This window comes from Sunxiuqinia sp. A32, assembly GCF_052690465.1.
The window spans coordinates 1-15794 of the sequence record NZ_JBQYLI010000004.1 but is presented as its reverse complement, the minus strand read 5'-3'; the positions used below and the strand labels follow the sequence as shown (position 1 = coordinate 15794).

Annotated in this window: 10 protein-coding genes; all 10 read left to right on the top strand. The window is 38.6% G+C overall.

Annotation, left to right across the window (positions count from 1 at the left end):
- The 10 genes from ACUNWD_RS04840 to ACUNWD_RS04795 all read left to right on the top strand — a co-directional run bounded on the left by ACUNWD_RS04840 (nt 1) and on the right by ACUNWD_RS04795 (nt 15351).
- Complete coding sequence (locus ACUNWD_RS04840; protein WP_445586648.1) at nt 1-2058, top strand: RagB/SusD family nutrient uptake outer membrane protein; 2058 nt, start codon at nt 1-3, stop codon at nt 2056-2058.
- Nucleotides 2059-2076: 18 nt separating this feature from the next.
- Entirely contained in the window at nt 2077-2880 is an 804-nt protein-coding gene (locus ACUNWD_RS04835; RefSeq protein WP_445586647.1) for a hypothetical protein, read from the top strand.
- 92 nt (nt 2881-2972) lie between these two features.
- Nucleotides 2973-5180, top strand: coding sequence for a hypothetical protein (locus ACUNWD_RS04830; protein ID WP_445586646.1), 2208 nt, complete (start codon nt 2973-2975; stop codon nt 5178-5180).
- 70 nt (nt 5181-5250) lie between these two features.
- Nucleotides 5251-7119 (top strand): GxGYxYP domain-containing protein, encoded by a 1869-nt coding sequence (locus ACUNWD_RS04825; protein WP_445586645.1) that lies wholly within the window; start codon nt 5251-5253, stop codon nt 7117-7119.
- A 61-nt stretch (nt 7120-7180) separates the two neighbouring features.
- Nucleotides 7181-7774, top strand: a complete 594-nt coding sequence (locus ACUNWD_RS04820) for an RNA polymerase sigma factor (protein WP_445586644.1) — start codon at nt 7181-7183, stop codon at nt 7772-7774.
- 96 nt (nt 7775-7870) lie between these two features.
- Nucleotides 7871-8839 carry a FecR family protein gene (locus ACUNWD_RS04815; RefSeq protein WP_445586643.1) on the top strand — a complete coding sequence of 323 codons (969 nt, stop codon included), beginning with the start codon at nt 7871-7873 and terminating at the stop codon, nt 8837-8839.
- A 97-nt stretch (nt 8840-8936) separates the two neighbouring features.
- Nucleotides 8937-10793, top strand: coding sequence for a SusC/RagA family TonB-linked outer membrane protein (locus ACUNWD_RS04810; RefSeq protein ID WP_445586642.1), 1857 nt, complete (start codon nt 8937-8939; stop codon nt 10791-10793).
- On the top strand, nt 10780-12303 hold the full coding sequence (locus ACUNWD_RS04805) for a SusC/RagA family TonB-linked outer membrane protein (RefSeq protein WP_445586641.1): 1524 nt from the start codon (nt 10780-10782) through the stop codon (nt 12301-12303). The genes ACUNWD_RS04810 and ACUNWD_RS04805 overlap by 14 nt, the downstream gene beginning before the upstream one ends.
- 29 nt (nt 12304-12332) lie before the next feature.
- Nucleotides 12333-13766, top strand: coding sequence for a RagB/SusD family nutrient uptake outer membrane protein (locus ACUNWD_RS04800; RefSeq protein WP_445586640.1), 1434 nt, complete (start codon nt 12333-12335; stop codon nt 13764-13766).
- A gap of 145 nt (nt 13767-13911) precedes the next feature.
- Nucleotides 13912-15351, top strand: a complete 1440-nt coding sequence (locus ACUNWD_RS04795) for a sulfatase family protein (RefSeq protein ID WP_445586639.1) — start codon at nt 13912-13914, stop codon at nt 15349-15351.
- Nucleotides 15352-15794: the final 443 nt, after the last annotated feature.

Below are 15794 nucleotides of genomic sequence, written 5' to 3'. Positions count from 1 at the left end.
ATGAAATTCAAATATTTATTAATTACAATATTGACGTTTAGTAGTGTGGTTATGTCTTGTAAGGATTATCTGGATATTCCACCTATGAACGTTGTTCAAGATAAAGACCTTTTCTCTGATGCAACAGGTATGGCTGTTTACCTGTCAAGGATGTACAGCCAGATGCCTTTTGAAGATTTCAAATATTCACCTGCCCGTCAGTTTTTTGATGACTGGTTGGTAACACCGGGATGTAGTTCCGGTACAGCGCTTGGTCGTGATGCGGGAACGGCAATGACCTCAGAAGGTTGGGCGCGTAATGGAGCCTATTGGACCCGTGCATATGAATTGTTACGTGATGCAAACCGTTTGTTGGAAGTTTTGCCTGAATTTAAAGACAATTTTAGCGAGGATGAATACAACCACTTTATTGGTGAAGGATATTTTGCAAGGGCGATGGTTTATTATGCATTGGCTAAGCGTTACGGTGGCGTCCCACTAGTAACTGAAGTGCTAAAATATCCTGACCTGACTCCAGAAGAACTGGAAACTCCGCGTTCAACCGAAGAAGAAACCTGGAACCAGGTATTGGCTGATTATGATTTGGCAATTGCAAATTTGTCCGAAAGTAGTCCAAAACGAGGTTATTCGAATAAATACGTTGCTCTAGGGTTCAAATCTGAAGCGATGTTGTTTGCTGGTTCTGTTGCTAAGTATAATACGGTTACCGGATTTGGGCAAAAAACCAACGTGAGAGTGATTGGTTTTGATCCAAATACAGCTGCTGCTGCATCAAAAAAATACTTTAGGGAAGCTTATGATGCTGCTCGTATAATAATGAAATCAGGTAAATTTTCATTGTACAAAAAGAAGTGGGCAGCAGGTGATAAAGAAGCTCAGTACCAAAACATGGTTGATATGTTCTTTGACGCAAGCAGTCCTGAGAATATTTATATTAAGGAATACAGTTATCCTGATTTAGCACACGGTTATGACTCGTATAATATCCCTCGCCAGTTAATGGGTGGTAACGGTTATTCTGCAGGTAACTGTCCTACACTTGACTTTGTTGAGCAATTTGATGGTTTTGAAAAGAATCCTGACGGAACAATCAAGGTGTTAGATGAGAATGGAAAATACCTGATGTTTGACAATGTTACCGATATTTTTGCAAATGCAGAACCTCGCTTACGTGCCTACGTAATTCTTCCCGGCGATGTGCTAAAAGGAGAGGTAATGGACGTTAGAAGGGGGATTTATACCGGTGATGCAAGCAATGGTATCGATCCGCTGAGAGTGGTTAACGGTAGTGCTCCTGATTATACATTGGCAGGACCTCAAAATTACAACCAGGTTGATGCCTATACAGCATCCGGAGCATTTAGCGAAAAAACTCTATACCTTTCACAAACTTCGAATACGCATGAAACAGTAACGCTTCCTGATGGGAGAGTTTGGAATGCTGCCGGGTTAAATGGTCCTTATACTTCAGGACGTACTTGTGCCATGACCGGATTTATGGTTCGCAAATGGTTGGATCCAAACCTTCCTCAAAGTCTGGTACTTGAGGCACGCTCGGAACAACATTTTATTTTGATGCGTTACGGAGAAATCTTGTTGAATGCTGCTGAGGCTGCATACGAATTGAATTTAGCAGGTGAAACTGCTCCTAGTGGAGATAACTTCATGCAAATTGCTTACGATGCGATTAAAGATATTCGTGAACGTGCTGGTGCTGATCCTCTAACTGGAATAGCTGAAATGTCAGGTTCTGAAGGATTACAAATCATCCGTAAGGAGCGTTGGAAAGAACTTGCCTTCGAATGGAAACACCTTTGGGATATCAGACGTTGGAGAACTCAGCATTCTGATGTGATCAATGGAAGAACTCAGGAAGATGGAGCCTACTACAAAGGACTATATCCTTTCTATTCCACGACAACTGGAAAATACTTCTTTGATGCTGGTTTGGATGAGAGTAGAAGACGGTTCCAGATTACAGAACAACAATATTATTTGATGATACCAGGCGGGGAAGTTGCTAAGAGCCCAGTAATTGATCAACAACCCGGACGTTAATCTTAAAACTTTATAACAATGAAGAAAATATTATATACCGTATTATTTTTCGCAATTGTTGTCATTTTTAATTCATGTGAAATAGACAACTATGATTTGCCTGGTGAAACCATCAGGGGTAGAGTGGTAGATGCTGCTACCGGTGATCTTGTACTGACCGATCAGGGAAGTGAAGGTATCAGAGTTCGATTGAGAGAACTTAGCTGGACTGAAACTGCAGTTCCCGATAATTTTGATTTCAGGTGTATGAAAGAAGGGATCTTTCAGAATACTAAAGTGTTTAAAGGACATTACAATGTAAGAATTGATGGTCCATTTATTCCTTTGGTAAGAACAACTACTTCTGGTGATACTATTGCCGATGAATCAAAATATATTGATATTGAGGGAGTGACTGAAGTTGAATTTCAGGTTCAGCCTTTCCTAAAGGTTGAATGGGTTGGCACGCCAACAGTAAGTAATGGAAAAATCACTGCTACTGTTCGAGTAACTCGTGCTGTAAGCCCGGCTGATTTTCAGGCTAAAGTTGAGCCAATGGGTGGATACAGTGATGATATGTTGAATGTTACAGATATACGCTTGTTTGTTAGCCAGGTTCCTTATGTTGGTTATCGTGAAAAGGATGACCGTTATTCGACAGAAATTTCATATGGTGGAAATTCTTTTGATGCTTTGTTGGGACAAACGATTACAATTACAACCAATAGTGAAATTCCTGCAGGCAGAACAATGTTTATTCGCGCAGCAGCCAGAATAAACTATGCAACAGAGAATGTAAGACGATACAACTATAATGAGGCAGTTAGGGTAGATGTTCCTTAATCAATCATTTTAATTAATTTTGGTAGATTGTCATCCCGGAGTTTATACTTCGGGATGACTTTCCTTTATTCAAATCTTGTAAACCTAAACCAATGAAGAAACCATTTTATTTTATTATTCTGGTTCTTGTTGTGTTGAATGCTTGCACTCAGCCACCAAAACAGGAACAAATTCAGGAAACTACGAATCGCGAAAAAACAGCATTCCAAACATCTAATCCATGGAAGCCCGTTATTGATGTGCGTGGTGATGTTGCTATTGTATATAGCGTTCGAGATCATCATGAAAAAGGAGGAATGACCTTTGAGGAAAGAGTCCAATCATGGCGAGATAGAGGATACACTACTCATTTTATGACCGGGATTGCCTGGGGTGAATATCAGGATTATTTTACCGGAAAATGGGATGGAGAATCACATTTGGATGAAGGACAGGTTACGCAAAAAGGAGATACTATCTGGCACGGACGGATGGTCCCTTACATTGTTCCATCCATGAACTTCATCAAATACATGAAGGAAAAAATTATTACCAGGGTGATTGATGCCGGTATTGATGCGATCTTTCTGGAGGAACCTGAATTTTGGGCTCGCTCCGGCTATAGCGACGCTTTTAAAAGAGAGTGGAAAGAATATTATGGCTTTGATTGGCGCCCACAACATGAATCACCTGAAAACACTTATCTCGCCAATAAATTAAAGTATCACCTTTATTATCGAGCTTTGAATGAGTGTTTTACTTATGCCAAGGAATATGGACAAACTAAAGGAATGAATGTGCGCTGTTATGTTCCAACTCACTCATTGGTTAATTACTCGCAATGGAAAATAGTAAGTCCAGAAGCAAGTTTAGCATCTCTGCCTTGTGTTGATGGCTACATCGCTCAGGTTTGGACCGGAACTTCTCGTGAGCCAAATTATTTCAATGGTAAAGCAAAAGAACGCGTATTTGAAACTGCTTATTTGGAATATGGTTCTATGGAATCGATGACTGCTCCAACCGGGCGAAAAATGTTTTTCTTAACCGATCCAATTGAGGATTGGCCACGTGATTGGGCAGATTACAAGAAAAATTACCAGGCAACTTTTACGGCACAATTGCTTTATCCAATGATTGCCGATTATGAAATTATGCCTTGGCCAAACCGAATTTACCAGGGATTATACAGAACCAGTGCAGATAGTGATAAAAAAGAACGAATTCCTCGTTTTTATTCTACCCAAATGCAGGTGATGATCAACACTTTGAATGATATGCCATTGTCTGGAAATAAAGTGAATGGTTCAACCGGAATTGGCGTGCTAATGGCTAATTCATTAATGTTTCAACGTTTTCCAACGCATGATGGGTATGAAGATCCTCAGTTGTCAAATTTTTATGGGCAGGCATTGCCTTTGCTTAAACGTGGCGTTCCTGTAAAAACAGTTCATATTGAAAATGCCTCATTTCCCGAAACGTGGAAAGATGTGAATATTCTTATCATGTCTTACTCAAGCATGAAACCATCTGATCCTGTTTCTCATACCCACATTGCAGATTGGGTTAAAAATGGTGGTGTTTTGGTATATTGTGGTAGAGACGAGGATTCATTTCAAGATGTGCAGGAATGGTGGAATACGGAAGGAAATACCTTTGATGCTCCATCGGAACATTTATTTCTGCAACTCGGACTTCAAGCGCCTTTTAAAGAAGGTGAATACCAATATGGAAAAGGAAAAGTCTGCATCATTCGTCAGGATCCAAAAGAATTTGTACTCGAAGAAAATAATGATGAAACGTATGTGGACAAGATTGGGAAATTGTACGAATCAGAAACAACAAAAGGGGAGTTGGAATTTAAAAACTATTTTTCTTTGACTAGAGGTCCTTACGAAATTATTTCTGTGTTGGATGAAAATGAAAATCAGGAAGCATACACCATCAAAGGAAAATTGATTGATTTGTTTGATCCTGAAATTCCTGTGCTCGATGAAAAACAGGTAAATCCTGGAGAACAGGCTTTCCTATATAATATTGGAAGTGTGCCAAATCCTGGAACACCTCAGGTGCTTGCTACTGCAGGGCGGGTTTACGACGATAAAGTTGATCAGAGTCAATATACTTTCACTGTAAAAAGTCCACTTAATACAACAAATGTAATGCGCGTACTTTTACCAAAGGAGGCGCAAACAATTAATATTAAAGATAAAAACGGCGATCTGGTTGAGTTAATACAATCATCCTGGGATGAGTCAAGTAAGACTTGTTTCTTGAGTTTCGAAAATAGTCCGGACGGAGTTTTCGTAAGTTTAGTTTGGTGATAGAGTTACAAGGCTATTCGACGGATAGCCTTGTTTTTTTCTGGTAGGGATCTAAATTCAATATCAATTTATGAGAAAGATTATGCGTATTGCGCTATTGGGGATTCTTGTTTTAGGTAGCGCATTCACAAGCTTACTTTCTGCTCAGGAGCAAGCCGATCGAATAACGGGTAGCCCATTTCCTGTTTCTTCAATACCGAGCCATTTATTTGTGGTGAAAGATGCCAATTTCAGCGAGTCGGAATTGTTTACCATTAACACATTGCAGGGAATATTGGCAAAAAAGAAACCCATGATTTATAGAGATCATGGGCAAGGTCATTCGGTTTGGGTTAAAGATATTGAAGATAATTATCCAGTGACCGTAGATAAAACGTTTATTGGTGATTTTGATGGATTGATTACGAATTTTAAAGATTCTATTTCCGGTTATGTTCTTTGTAATCTTCATGATAACTCCTCCAATGTTGCGATCTCAATTTGTGGATTTTTAAACGCAATTGCTGTAACCTGGGATCATGTTGATTTAATGAATAATCTAGGGCTAGAGATGTTTGAAGACGTTCGCTCAAGAGACGAATATTGGGCATTTAATCAATATAAAGAGGTATTTAGTAAGACTATTATTTCGTACCAAAAAGAAGAGAAGGATCTTTTTCTGAGTGATTATTCGGTATTCGCCAACGCATTTCACTTTTTCGATCACATTGGAAATTCGATGACCAATGAGGCATTTTCCCGCATGGATAATAATGCGATTATGCTTGGATGGGGAGAAGACGAGTATCAAACAGTCGATTTGGCTTCAAAAACGGCGGTAATGGTGAATGCCGCAGATTGGGCTCTGAACTTGTCGACCTTGTCAAATATGGACGTTGAAACAAAACAACAAAATCACGTTGATGATGTGACAAGCAAAGATAATGTGCATACCGTTTGCTTTTTGATGACAGACGGCGACAATGTGCAATGGTTGTTAAACGACTTTGCTATTCATCAAAATTGGTTTGCCAGTCCCGACCGGGGTAAAGTGAATTTAGGTTGGACCATCTCACCTGCGCTTTGTGAATTAGCTCCCACGGTGATGAAATACTTGTATGATCAGTCCTCGAAAGCAGAAAACTATCGGGATTATTTTGTAGCAGGGCCCTCAGGTTATGGTTATTTCTTTCCCGGTAAATACCCGGATATGGCTAACATGGCCAGTACGTTAAGCGAATACATGAAGAAGAGTGATTTGAATATTGTCAATGTAATTGCCGATAATGGGAACCTTGATCCTATTAAGCCATACCTGGATCAGGAAGCTATTGATGGCGTGTTTTTGTACACCTATTCAGATAATTATGCAGGTTTAAATGGCAGTATCCAATGGTATAACGATAAACCAGTCATCGGCGGTCGATTTGCATTATGGGACGGCGCTAATTCGCCACAAAGTTTGGCGAATATTTTAAATAGCATGCCTCGCAATCCAAAATTGGCTAGCGGTTATAGCTTAATTCCTGTTCATGTTTGGTCAATGAATGTAAGCGATGTGAAAGCTTGTGTGGATATGCTAAATGAAAATATACGTGTAGTTGCGCCAGATGAATTTGTAAAATTAATAAAAGCCAATTTGGGAGAGCAGCCAACTTCTTCAGAATCGGTGAAAGATGAAAGTGGTAGTGTAAAACTGGGTCAAAACTATCCCAATCCGGCAAAGGAGAAAGTGACGATTCGATATTTTCTTCCTGAAACTGCTAATGAGCTTTCATTGTCAGTTTTCAATTTGAACGGACAATTAATGAAAGTGCACAACGCTGGCAAACAGCTTAATGGCTGGCATAATTTAGAACTTTCCGTAAGTGACTTACAAGCTGGATTTTACTTTTATAAAATAAGAATTAACGGGATCCCGATAGCGTTATCTCCTAAGTTAATGATGGTGAGGAAGTAATTGGTCGTGTTTTTTTAGTTCATGTATTTTTTTCTAAATTGCCATGCACTAAATATGCTACATGATCGACCGGTCTTTAAATATTGACCTTAGAAATGGGACACCGTCCAGCTATGAAAAACTGTATTCATTAACGGCAGATCGTCTAAAAAACTATTGCAAAATCTTTTTAAAGGATCATGTTTTGGTAGAGGACATGGTTCAAAATGCCTATGTCCGACTGTGGGAGAAGCGAGCTTTGATTAAGCAGGATAAATCCGTAGAGAGCTTTCTTTTCACCATTGTTCGTAATCAGTGCTTAAATTATTTACGAGATGAAAAGTTGGCTTCAGACCAATTTTCGATTGATGAATATACGTGGAGTGAACTCCAACTTTTGTATCAAATAGATTTTTCAGGAGAAGAAGATAAGTTGTTGGAGGAGTTGTTGTTTGAAGCATTAAACGAAGCAATTAAACAACTTCCTGAGCGCCAAAATCAGGTTATTGTTAAGTGTAAAATTAAAGGTAAAAAGCAGCAGGATGTTGCTGATGAATTGGGTATATCATTGAAGGCCGTTGAAAAAAACCTGACAAAGGCAAAAAGAAATTTGCGTGAAAATTTGCTCAGTCGATTTCCTGAACTGACTTTCCTAATTTGGATATTACTCAAATAAATAATTCAACTTTCTTTTTTATGAATATCTAAATTTCTCAAATCTGAGGGTAGGGGTTTTTATTTTTCCGTGTATTGGTAATGAAAAGGTACTATCATGGAAAATAAAATACATCAATATCTGGAAGGTAAACTTTCTGAAAAGAATCAGAAACAATTACTTGACTGGATAAAAGAAGATGACAATCAACGAATTTTTGAATCAATCAAACAGAACTGGTGGAAAAGTCGTAAAACTGATTCGGGCGTAAAGGATTTTGGGCAAGTCAGGTTAAATGATCGCCTGAAAGAAAAGCGTGAGCTTGAGAAATCGACAAAAATGATGAGGCTCTACAAATATGCCGCTATTGCTTTGTTGGTTATTGGTCTATCAGGAACGAGTATTATTTATTTCACGGTATCTAATCAGGTATTGCAGTTTACCGAAGTCCAAACTGATTTGGGACAAGTTTCCAGTATGACATTACCCGACGGATCAACAATTTGGCTGAATTCAGGAACAAAACTTAGCTACAATAATCAATATGGGATCAGTAACAGGAATATTAGTGTCGACGGGGAAGCTTTCTTTTCTGTCACAAAAAACAAAGAAATTCCCTTTGTAGTAAAAGCTGGACTGCTAAAAGTTGAGGTAACAGGTACCCAGTTTGGCGTTTCAAACTACAGCGATTCAAAGAGTCTGGAAGTCGTTTTGAAAGAAGGATCTGTGAATGTTAATACCGCGAATGGACGGCTGCTTACCAGCCTTCAGCCAAATGAAATGGCCCGCTTCAATAAATCAGAACCAACGATTGAGAAGCTACGTGTAAATCCCGAACATTACATATCATGGAAAGATGGGATTATTCACTTTTTCGAATTGCCGTTGTCCCAGTTGGTTAAAAGACTTGAGAAAAGATATAACCAGAAATTTGAAGTTGATCCGGCAATCCAGGATCTTCCATTTACTTTCAGTGTAGAAGACGAGTCATTATCTGATGTGATTTATCTTCTTGGGAGGATTTCTCCGATAAAAGCAGAGCAGGATGGAAATATCATTAAACTAAGATATGAACCCAAAAAATGAATGAAAAGAAACAGGAAAGTGCGGTAACACTTTCCTGAGGTTAAATGTCATCGGTAAATGACAATCTTATTAAACCTTTTAAAATCAGATCAAAATTATGAAAAAAAATTTAGGATTTAGGGATGTTTGGCATCCTTTTATGAAAACTAAAGCAGCGAGAATTATGCGGTTAACGTTTTTCTTTCTATTGCTGGGGTTGCTGCAAGTCGCAGCAAATTCGTACAGCCAAAACAATAAGTTAAACCTTGAGATGAAGAATGTTAAGGTTAGTGATGTTTTACAAGCGATTGAAAACCAGAGCAAATATCGATTTGCTTATAGCTCTGAGTTAATTGACCTAGATCGGGAAATAGATGTTTCAATTAAAAATCAGACTATTGGTGAAATATTAAATGCTGTTTTTGCAGGAACCACTGTCAATTATGAAATTGATGAACGGTTGGTGATGTTATATTCTGAAGGTGAAAAAGCAATTTCTCAGCAAAATATTTCGGTAAGCGGGAAAGTAACAGATTTATCAGGTCTCCCACTCCCTGGAGTGACAGTAGTTATAAAAGGCACAACAAAAGGAACCATTACGGATACAGATGGCAACTATTCCTTTTCTAATGTGCAAGGGGATGCAATTTTGGTTTTCTCTTTCGTCGGGATGAAAACACAAGAGATTTCTCTTAATGGTAAATCTACTGTCAATGTTGTGATGGAAGAAGACGCAATTGGGATTGAAGAAGTGGTAGCCGTTGGATATGGTATCATCAAAAAAAGTGATTTAACAGGATCGGTCTCGGCCATAAAGGAGGACGACTTTAACCCTGGGACGAATGGTTCATTGGAACAATTAGTTGCAGGTAAGGTGGCAGGGGTTCAGATTACTCAAAATAGTGCAGAACCAGGTGGTGGAATTTCAGTTCGAATTCGTGGTGTAACTTCTGTAAATGCAGGAAACGAGCCATTATATGTTATTGATGGTTTACCAATAGATAATACTCCGATGCTTTCAGGAGGGGGGGCAGCAGGAGTAGATGGCAACCAGGCAAGAAACCCACTAAATTCGCTTAACCCAAACGACATTGCTTCAATTGAAATTTTAAAAGATGCAAGTGCTACTGCGATTTATGGTGCAAGAGGGGCTAATGGGGTAATATTGGTTACAACCAAAAAAGGAAAGAAAGGAAAAGCAAGCGTCAATTATGATTTCAACGTTGGTGTACAAACGGTTAAAAACCGCTACGATTTATTATCAACGAGTGAATATATGCAAGTAATAAATGAATTGTCGGTTGCGGAAGGGAAAAATACCATCTTTTCTTCTTCAGACATATCTAATATTACTGGAACTGACTGGCAGGATGAAGTACTGAGAACAGCGATGGTTCAGGACCACAACATTTCGGTAGCTGCTGGAAATGAAAACACATCCTTTTTTGCTTCATTCAACTATTTTAACCAGGATGGGGTTGTTGAAAATACTGGTATTGAAAAATATATTGGACGCGTAAATGTCGAACAAAAAATTGGCGATAAAGCAAAAATAGGTGTTAACTTAAACACTAGTGTTATTTATGACAATAACGCCATTGATAACACTGGTATTAATGAATCAGCTGGTCCAATCTATTCGGCTTTGCTTTATGATCCAACTGAATCTGTATATGACGAAAATGGTGAACTTACTTTATCATCTGAACTAACTGTTCAAAATCCGGTTCGCTTAATAAAGGGTATTGATAGTAGAAACGTAACTAATAGGACTTTTGGAACTGCCTATGTCGAATACAATATTACCGATAACCTACAGGCGAAATTCAATTTTGGTAATGACCGTGCTACTTCCAGAAGAGATATTTATAATTCCAGAATAACCTATTTTGGCTCCGGCGCGGGGGGGGCTTGCAAACATTGTTTCCCTGGAACGCTCCAATGTTCTTCTCGAATACACAATGACATACAATAAAAAAATCGGTAAGAATAACAACTTAACGATACTAGGTGGTACGACTTATCAAAGCTTCTCTTCCCGTTATTTTGCAGGAAATATTAGCGGATTCCCTTCTGATGATCTACTTTCTAATAATTTGTCTTTGGGAAATACTGATAATGATAATCTTAAGAGTGATAGAAGCGAGAACAAATTATTATCATATTTAGGTAGGATAAATTACTCAATTAATAATAAGTATCTGCTCACAGCATCATTCCGTGCCGATGGGTCTTCAAGGTTCGGTTCAAACAATCGATTTGGTTATTTTCCCTCATTTGCAGGAGCCTGGAAAATGTCGGAAGAAGATTTTATTCCCGAGTTGTTTTACAACCTGAAATTACGATTAAGCTGGGGGCAAATAGGAAACGAATCAATCGGGAATTATGAGTATCTCACTACTTTAAGTCCCGGAGGTAAATATGCTGTCATAGACAATTCAATTATTCAGGGTGTTGGACCGTCCAGAATCGCAAATCCTGACTTAAAATGGGAAACGACAGAACAATCTGATTTAGGTATTGACGCTGCATTTCTGGATGGTCGAATAAGCTTATCCGGAGACTTTTTCATCAAAAATACCAAGGATATGTTATACAATCTCCCAATGCCTGAATCGACCGGATTTGGCTCGCGAAGAGCAAACATTGGAGAAATGCAAAATACGGGAGTTGAATTCTTACTAAATACGATCAATATTAAAAAGAACCAGTTCGAATGGAGTTCCTCATTGAACTTTTCAAGTATTCGAAATGAAGTAAAAAGTCTTGGAGGCCTAGACGAAGTGGTTGGATCACACACAATTATTAGAGAAGGAGAACCGCTAAATGCTTATTACGGATACAAAGTATTAGGATTTTTTCAGGAAGGTGACAATATCGCTGGATCAGCACAACCGGACGCACTTCCGGGGTATCCAAAATTTGAAGATACGAATGACGATACTAAGATTGATACTGAAGATTTACAGATTATTGGTAAACCTTATCCTGATTTCATTTTTGGTTTCCAGAATTCATTTTCATATCACCATTTTCAATTAGATGTTTTCATTCAGGGACAAGTAGGCGCTGATCTGATTAACACGAATTTAATAGAAAGCTTATACCCTCAAAACTTTAGACGCAACCGAATTGCTACCACTGCATTAGATCGTTGGACACCAGAAAACGCAGATGCAAAATGGCCTTCTGGGGTATTCCCTGATAATTACGGTGGAAATCGTAAAACCAACACATTTACGGTTCAGGACGCGTCCTTCATTCGTCTAAAAAATGTGCAATTAAGCTATAACGTCCCCGTATCACGGATTAAGTTCCTCAGTTCGGCAAAGATTTTTGTTACCGGACAAAACTTGTTGACCCTAACGGACTATATTGGATCAGACCCGGAAGCAAATGCGAATGGGGGAGGAAGTGCCAGAATAGATAACAGTGCTTATCCTCTACCTCAAATATGGTCATTTGGTGCCAGAATTGGTTTTTAAAAATTTATCAAGATAAAAACATGAAAAAAATGAAAAGATATATACTGAAATTATTGCTTGTAGTTTTAGTCATTGTGCAAACCATAAGTTGCACAGATTTATTGGATGTAGAAGTGTATTCTGAATTAAACCCAAAATCAAGCAGCGAAGATATAGTTATGGCATCTTTATACAATGCCTATTCCAGCGCCCGGTTGCCGTTCTGGAATGGGGGTCTTACTAGATACTTTGCTTCAGCAATGACATCTGGAGAAAGCTGGAACGAAAGTGGTGGTGTTGCTGCACGTTTTAACCCCTTAAGATCATTCACATGGGCCAGCAACCATGTTGATATCCATGGAAGCTGGATAAACTGCTATCAGGGAATTCGCGATGCCAACACGCTTTTGGAAAATGTTGGAGATGAAACTGATTTTCAGAAGTTAGTTCGAGCAGAAGCAACTTTTATCAGAGGATGGTGTTATGTAGTTCTTTATGATTTATTTGGGGCTGTTCCACTTCGAACATCAACCCTTAATGAACCTAATTTGGCAAGAGCAACCGATGCTGAAATAATAGCACAAGTCGAAAAAGACTTATTAGAAGCTATTCAATCTTTACCTGACGACCCGGTAGAACAAGGGCGTGCATGTAAAGGTGCTGCTATGGGTATTTTGTGTAAGTTCTACCTGAACACCAAACAATGGCAAAAAGTAATTGACATGTCTCAGTCTATTATAAGTATAGGAAAATATGGACTACTCCCACATTATAAAGACGTTTTTGCCATTGCAAATGAAGGGAATAAAGAATTGCTTTGGGCATTAACGAGAACTGCATCCGGCGCATCAGGAAATGAAGGAGGTGGAACTTATCTCCAAGCACTTTCCTTTCCTCCTGATTATCCACTTGCACCAAACCAGTCGGTTTATGCGGCAAAAACATATTTCTATGATGACTTTTTGGATTCATTTGAGGAAGGAGATGAACGCAGCGAATTGTTTGTCAGGGATTATATAAATACTTCAGGGGATCACATACAATTGTATGGAAATGACAAATCACTGACCCTCAAATATGAATTCGATCCCGATGCCGTAGGGCCTGCAAATGGAAATGATATGCCTGAAGTAAGGTATTCGGATATACTTTTAAGCAGGGCTGAAGCTTTAAATGAATTGAATGGCCCAACTCAGGAATCAGTAGATTTAATTAACCAGGTGCGTAACAGAGCTGGTGCTTCCTCGAAATTATTGGCTGATTTTCCATCAAAAGAAGTTATGCGCAATGCTCTGTTACAAGAAAGAGAATGGGAATTTTATGCTGAAGCTAAAGGTAGACAAGACCAAATACGGCAAGGAGTGTTTATTTCACGTGCTCAGGAAAGAGGCATAACGGTAGCTAAACCTTATCAAGTATTGTTTGCGATCCCTCTTTCTGAAGTAAATGCAAATCCGAATATGGAACAAAATACGGGATACTAATATTAACATTAGAAATATAACGAGTCAGGCAGAATACTGGATTCTGCCTGACTTTTTTTCAATTTCCGGTTTTTTATTCCTCCTCAGATTCCTTCAGCCAAAAGCTATTCGTCTAAACCATAGTTCAAACATAATTATCGTACAAATGAGAGCAATGAATATTTTCATCCTATTAGTGTTAAGTATGCTGTTTTATAGTTGTCAGAATAATAAACATGAAATACCTCCGTCCCCAAACGTAATATTGATTCTTGCTGACGATATGGGGTATGGAGACCTGTCTTCCTACGGATCCACAGGGTATTATACACCTAATCTAGATTTATTGGCGAATGGAGGTATGCGTTTTACCAATTTTTATGTCGCCCAACCAGTATGCAGTGCCTCCAGGGCAGCTCTAATGACTGGGTGTTATTCAAATCGCATAGGAATCAAATATGCACTTGGCCCAAATTCCAAAGTTGGGCTGAATCCGGAAGAAGAAACTATCGCTGAGGTGTTGAAGAAAAGCAACTATAAAACGATGGCCATTGGCAAATGGCATTTGGGGGACAATCAAAAATTCTTACCTCAGCAACAAGGATTTGATGACTATCTTGGGTTGCCATATTCCAATGATATGTGGCCTGTTGACTATGATGGAAATCTTAATGAAAATTCAATATATCCTGAATTGCCGCTAATAAAAGGAAGCAAACCTGTTCGGATTATTAGAAATTTGGACGATCAGGCTGAATTGACAGCTTTATATACAAAAGTAGCTGTTGATTTTATTGACCAAAATAAGGATAATCCATTCTTTCTTTATTTGGCACATTCCATGCCTCATGTCCCAATTGCAGCTTCCAAAAATTTCAGGGGCAAAAGTGGTCAAGGGCTTTATGGTGATGTAATCATGGAAATAGATTGGTCGGTAGGAGAGGTCGTGAAAGCATTAGAGAAAAATGGAATTCGAGAAAACACATTAATCATATTTACTTCAGACAATGGTCCATGGCTGAGCTATGGGGATCATGCAGGCTCAACGGCAGGATTACGTGAAGGTAAATTAACAAGTTTCGAAGGAGGGATGCGGGTTCCTTGCATCATGAATTGGCCAAAAGAAATTCCTCATGGAAAAGTATGCAACAAACTCGCATGTACTATTGATATTCTTCCTACAGTAGCCCAAATTACAAATTCGATGCTTCCAGAAAAACAAATCGATGGTGTTGATATTTCATCCTTATTAGATGGAAATCAGAATATAAATCCCCGCAAGTATTTGTATTATTATTTTGCGGATAATCAACTTGAAGCTATCCGTATGGATCATTGGAAATTGGTTTTGCCACATGAATATCTTTCCTACGAAAATGTTGTCTCTGGAAAAGACGGACATCCGGGAGAATACAATAATAAATCAACCGAAATGAAATTATTTGATCTGAGAAATGATCCGGGTGAGCGATACGATGTCATTAACTTGTACCCTAACATTGTTAAGAAAATGAATCAAATTGCTGTTGGAGCAAGAAATGATTTAGGAGATTCATTAACAGGGTATAAGGGAATGAATAGACGAGAAGCGGGATATGTTGATTAAGAATGAATAACTTAACGCATTTCGAATTTTAATTATCTGATCAACTTAAATACTATTTTTAGTTCTAGAAATCCGAAAGGTGTAGATAAAAGTCAGAACTGACATCTTGTTATAAATCTTTTCCCATACTTGAAACGGTTTATTGGATACTTTCTTGTCCAAAGCATTTCTATTGATTTTTGCAGTTGTTTGTTATTAGTATGGAACGCTCCATCAAGCACGTGGACCTGTCCGGCATTATGATGGAGCAGTCCATCGGGTTTATCCATCTATCCTTTGTTTGAGTGCAGCGGAACAGAGGGGGCTATTGTTAATAGTTTGTAACTGAAGGATGAGAGGACAAATTCCTCACTGATGTAAAACATCTGTCATCTACTGAAATAGCTTGACGCGAAAAAACGTCAAGAAATGAAAAAAGGAAAAGAGCTCATGCTAACCGACAG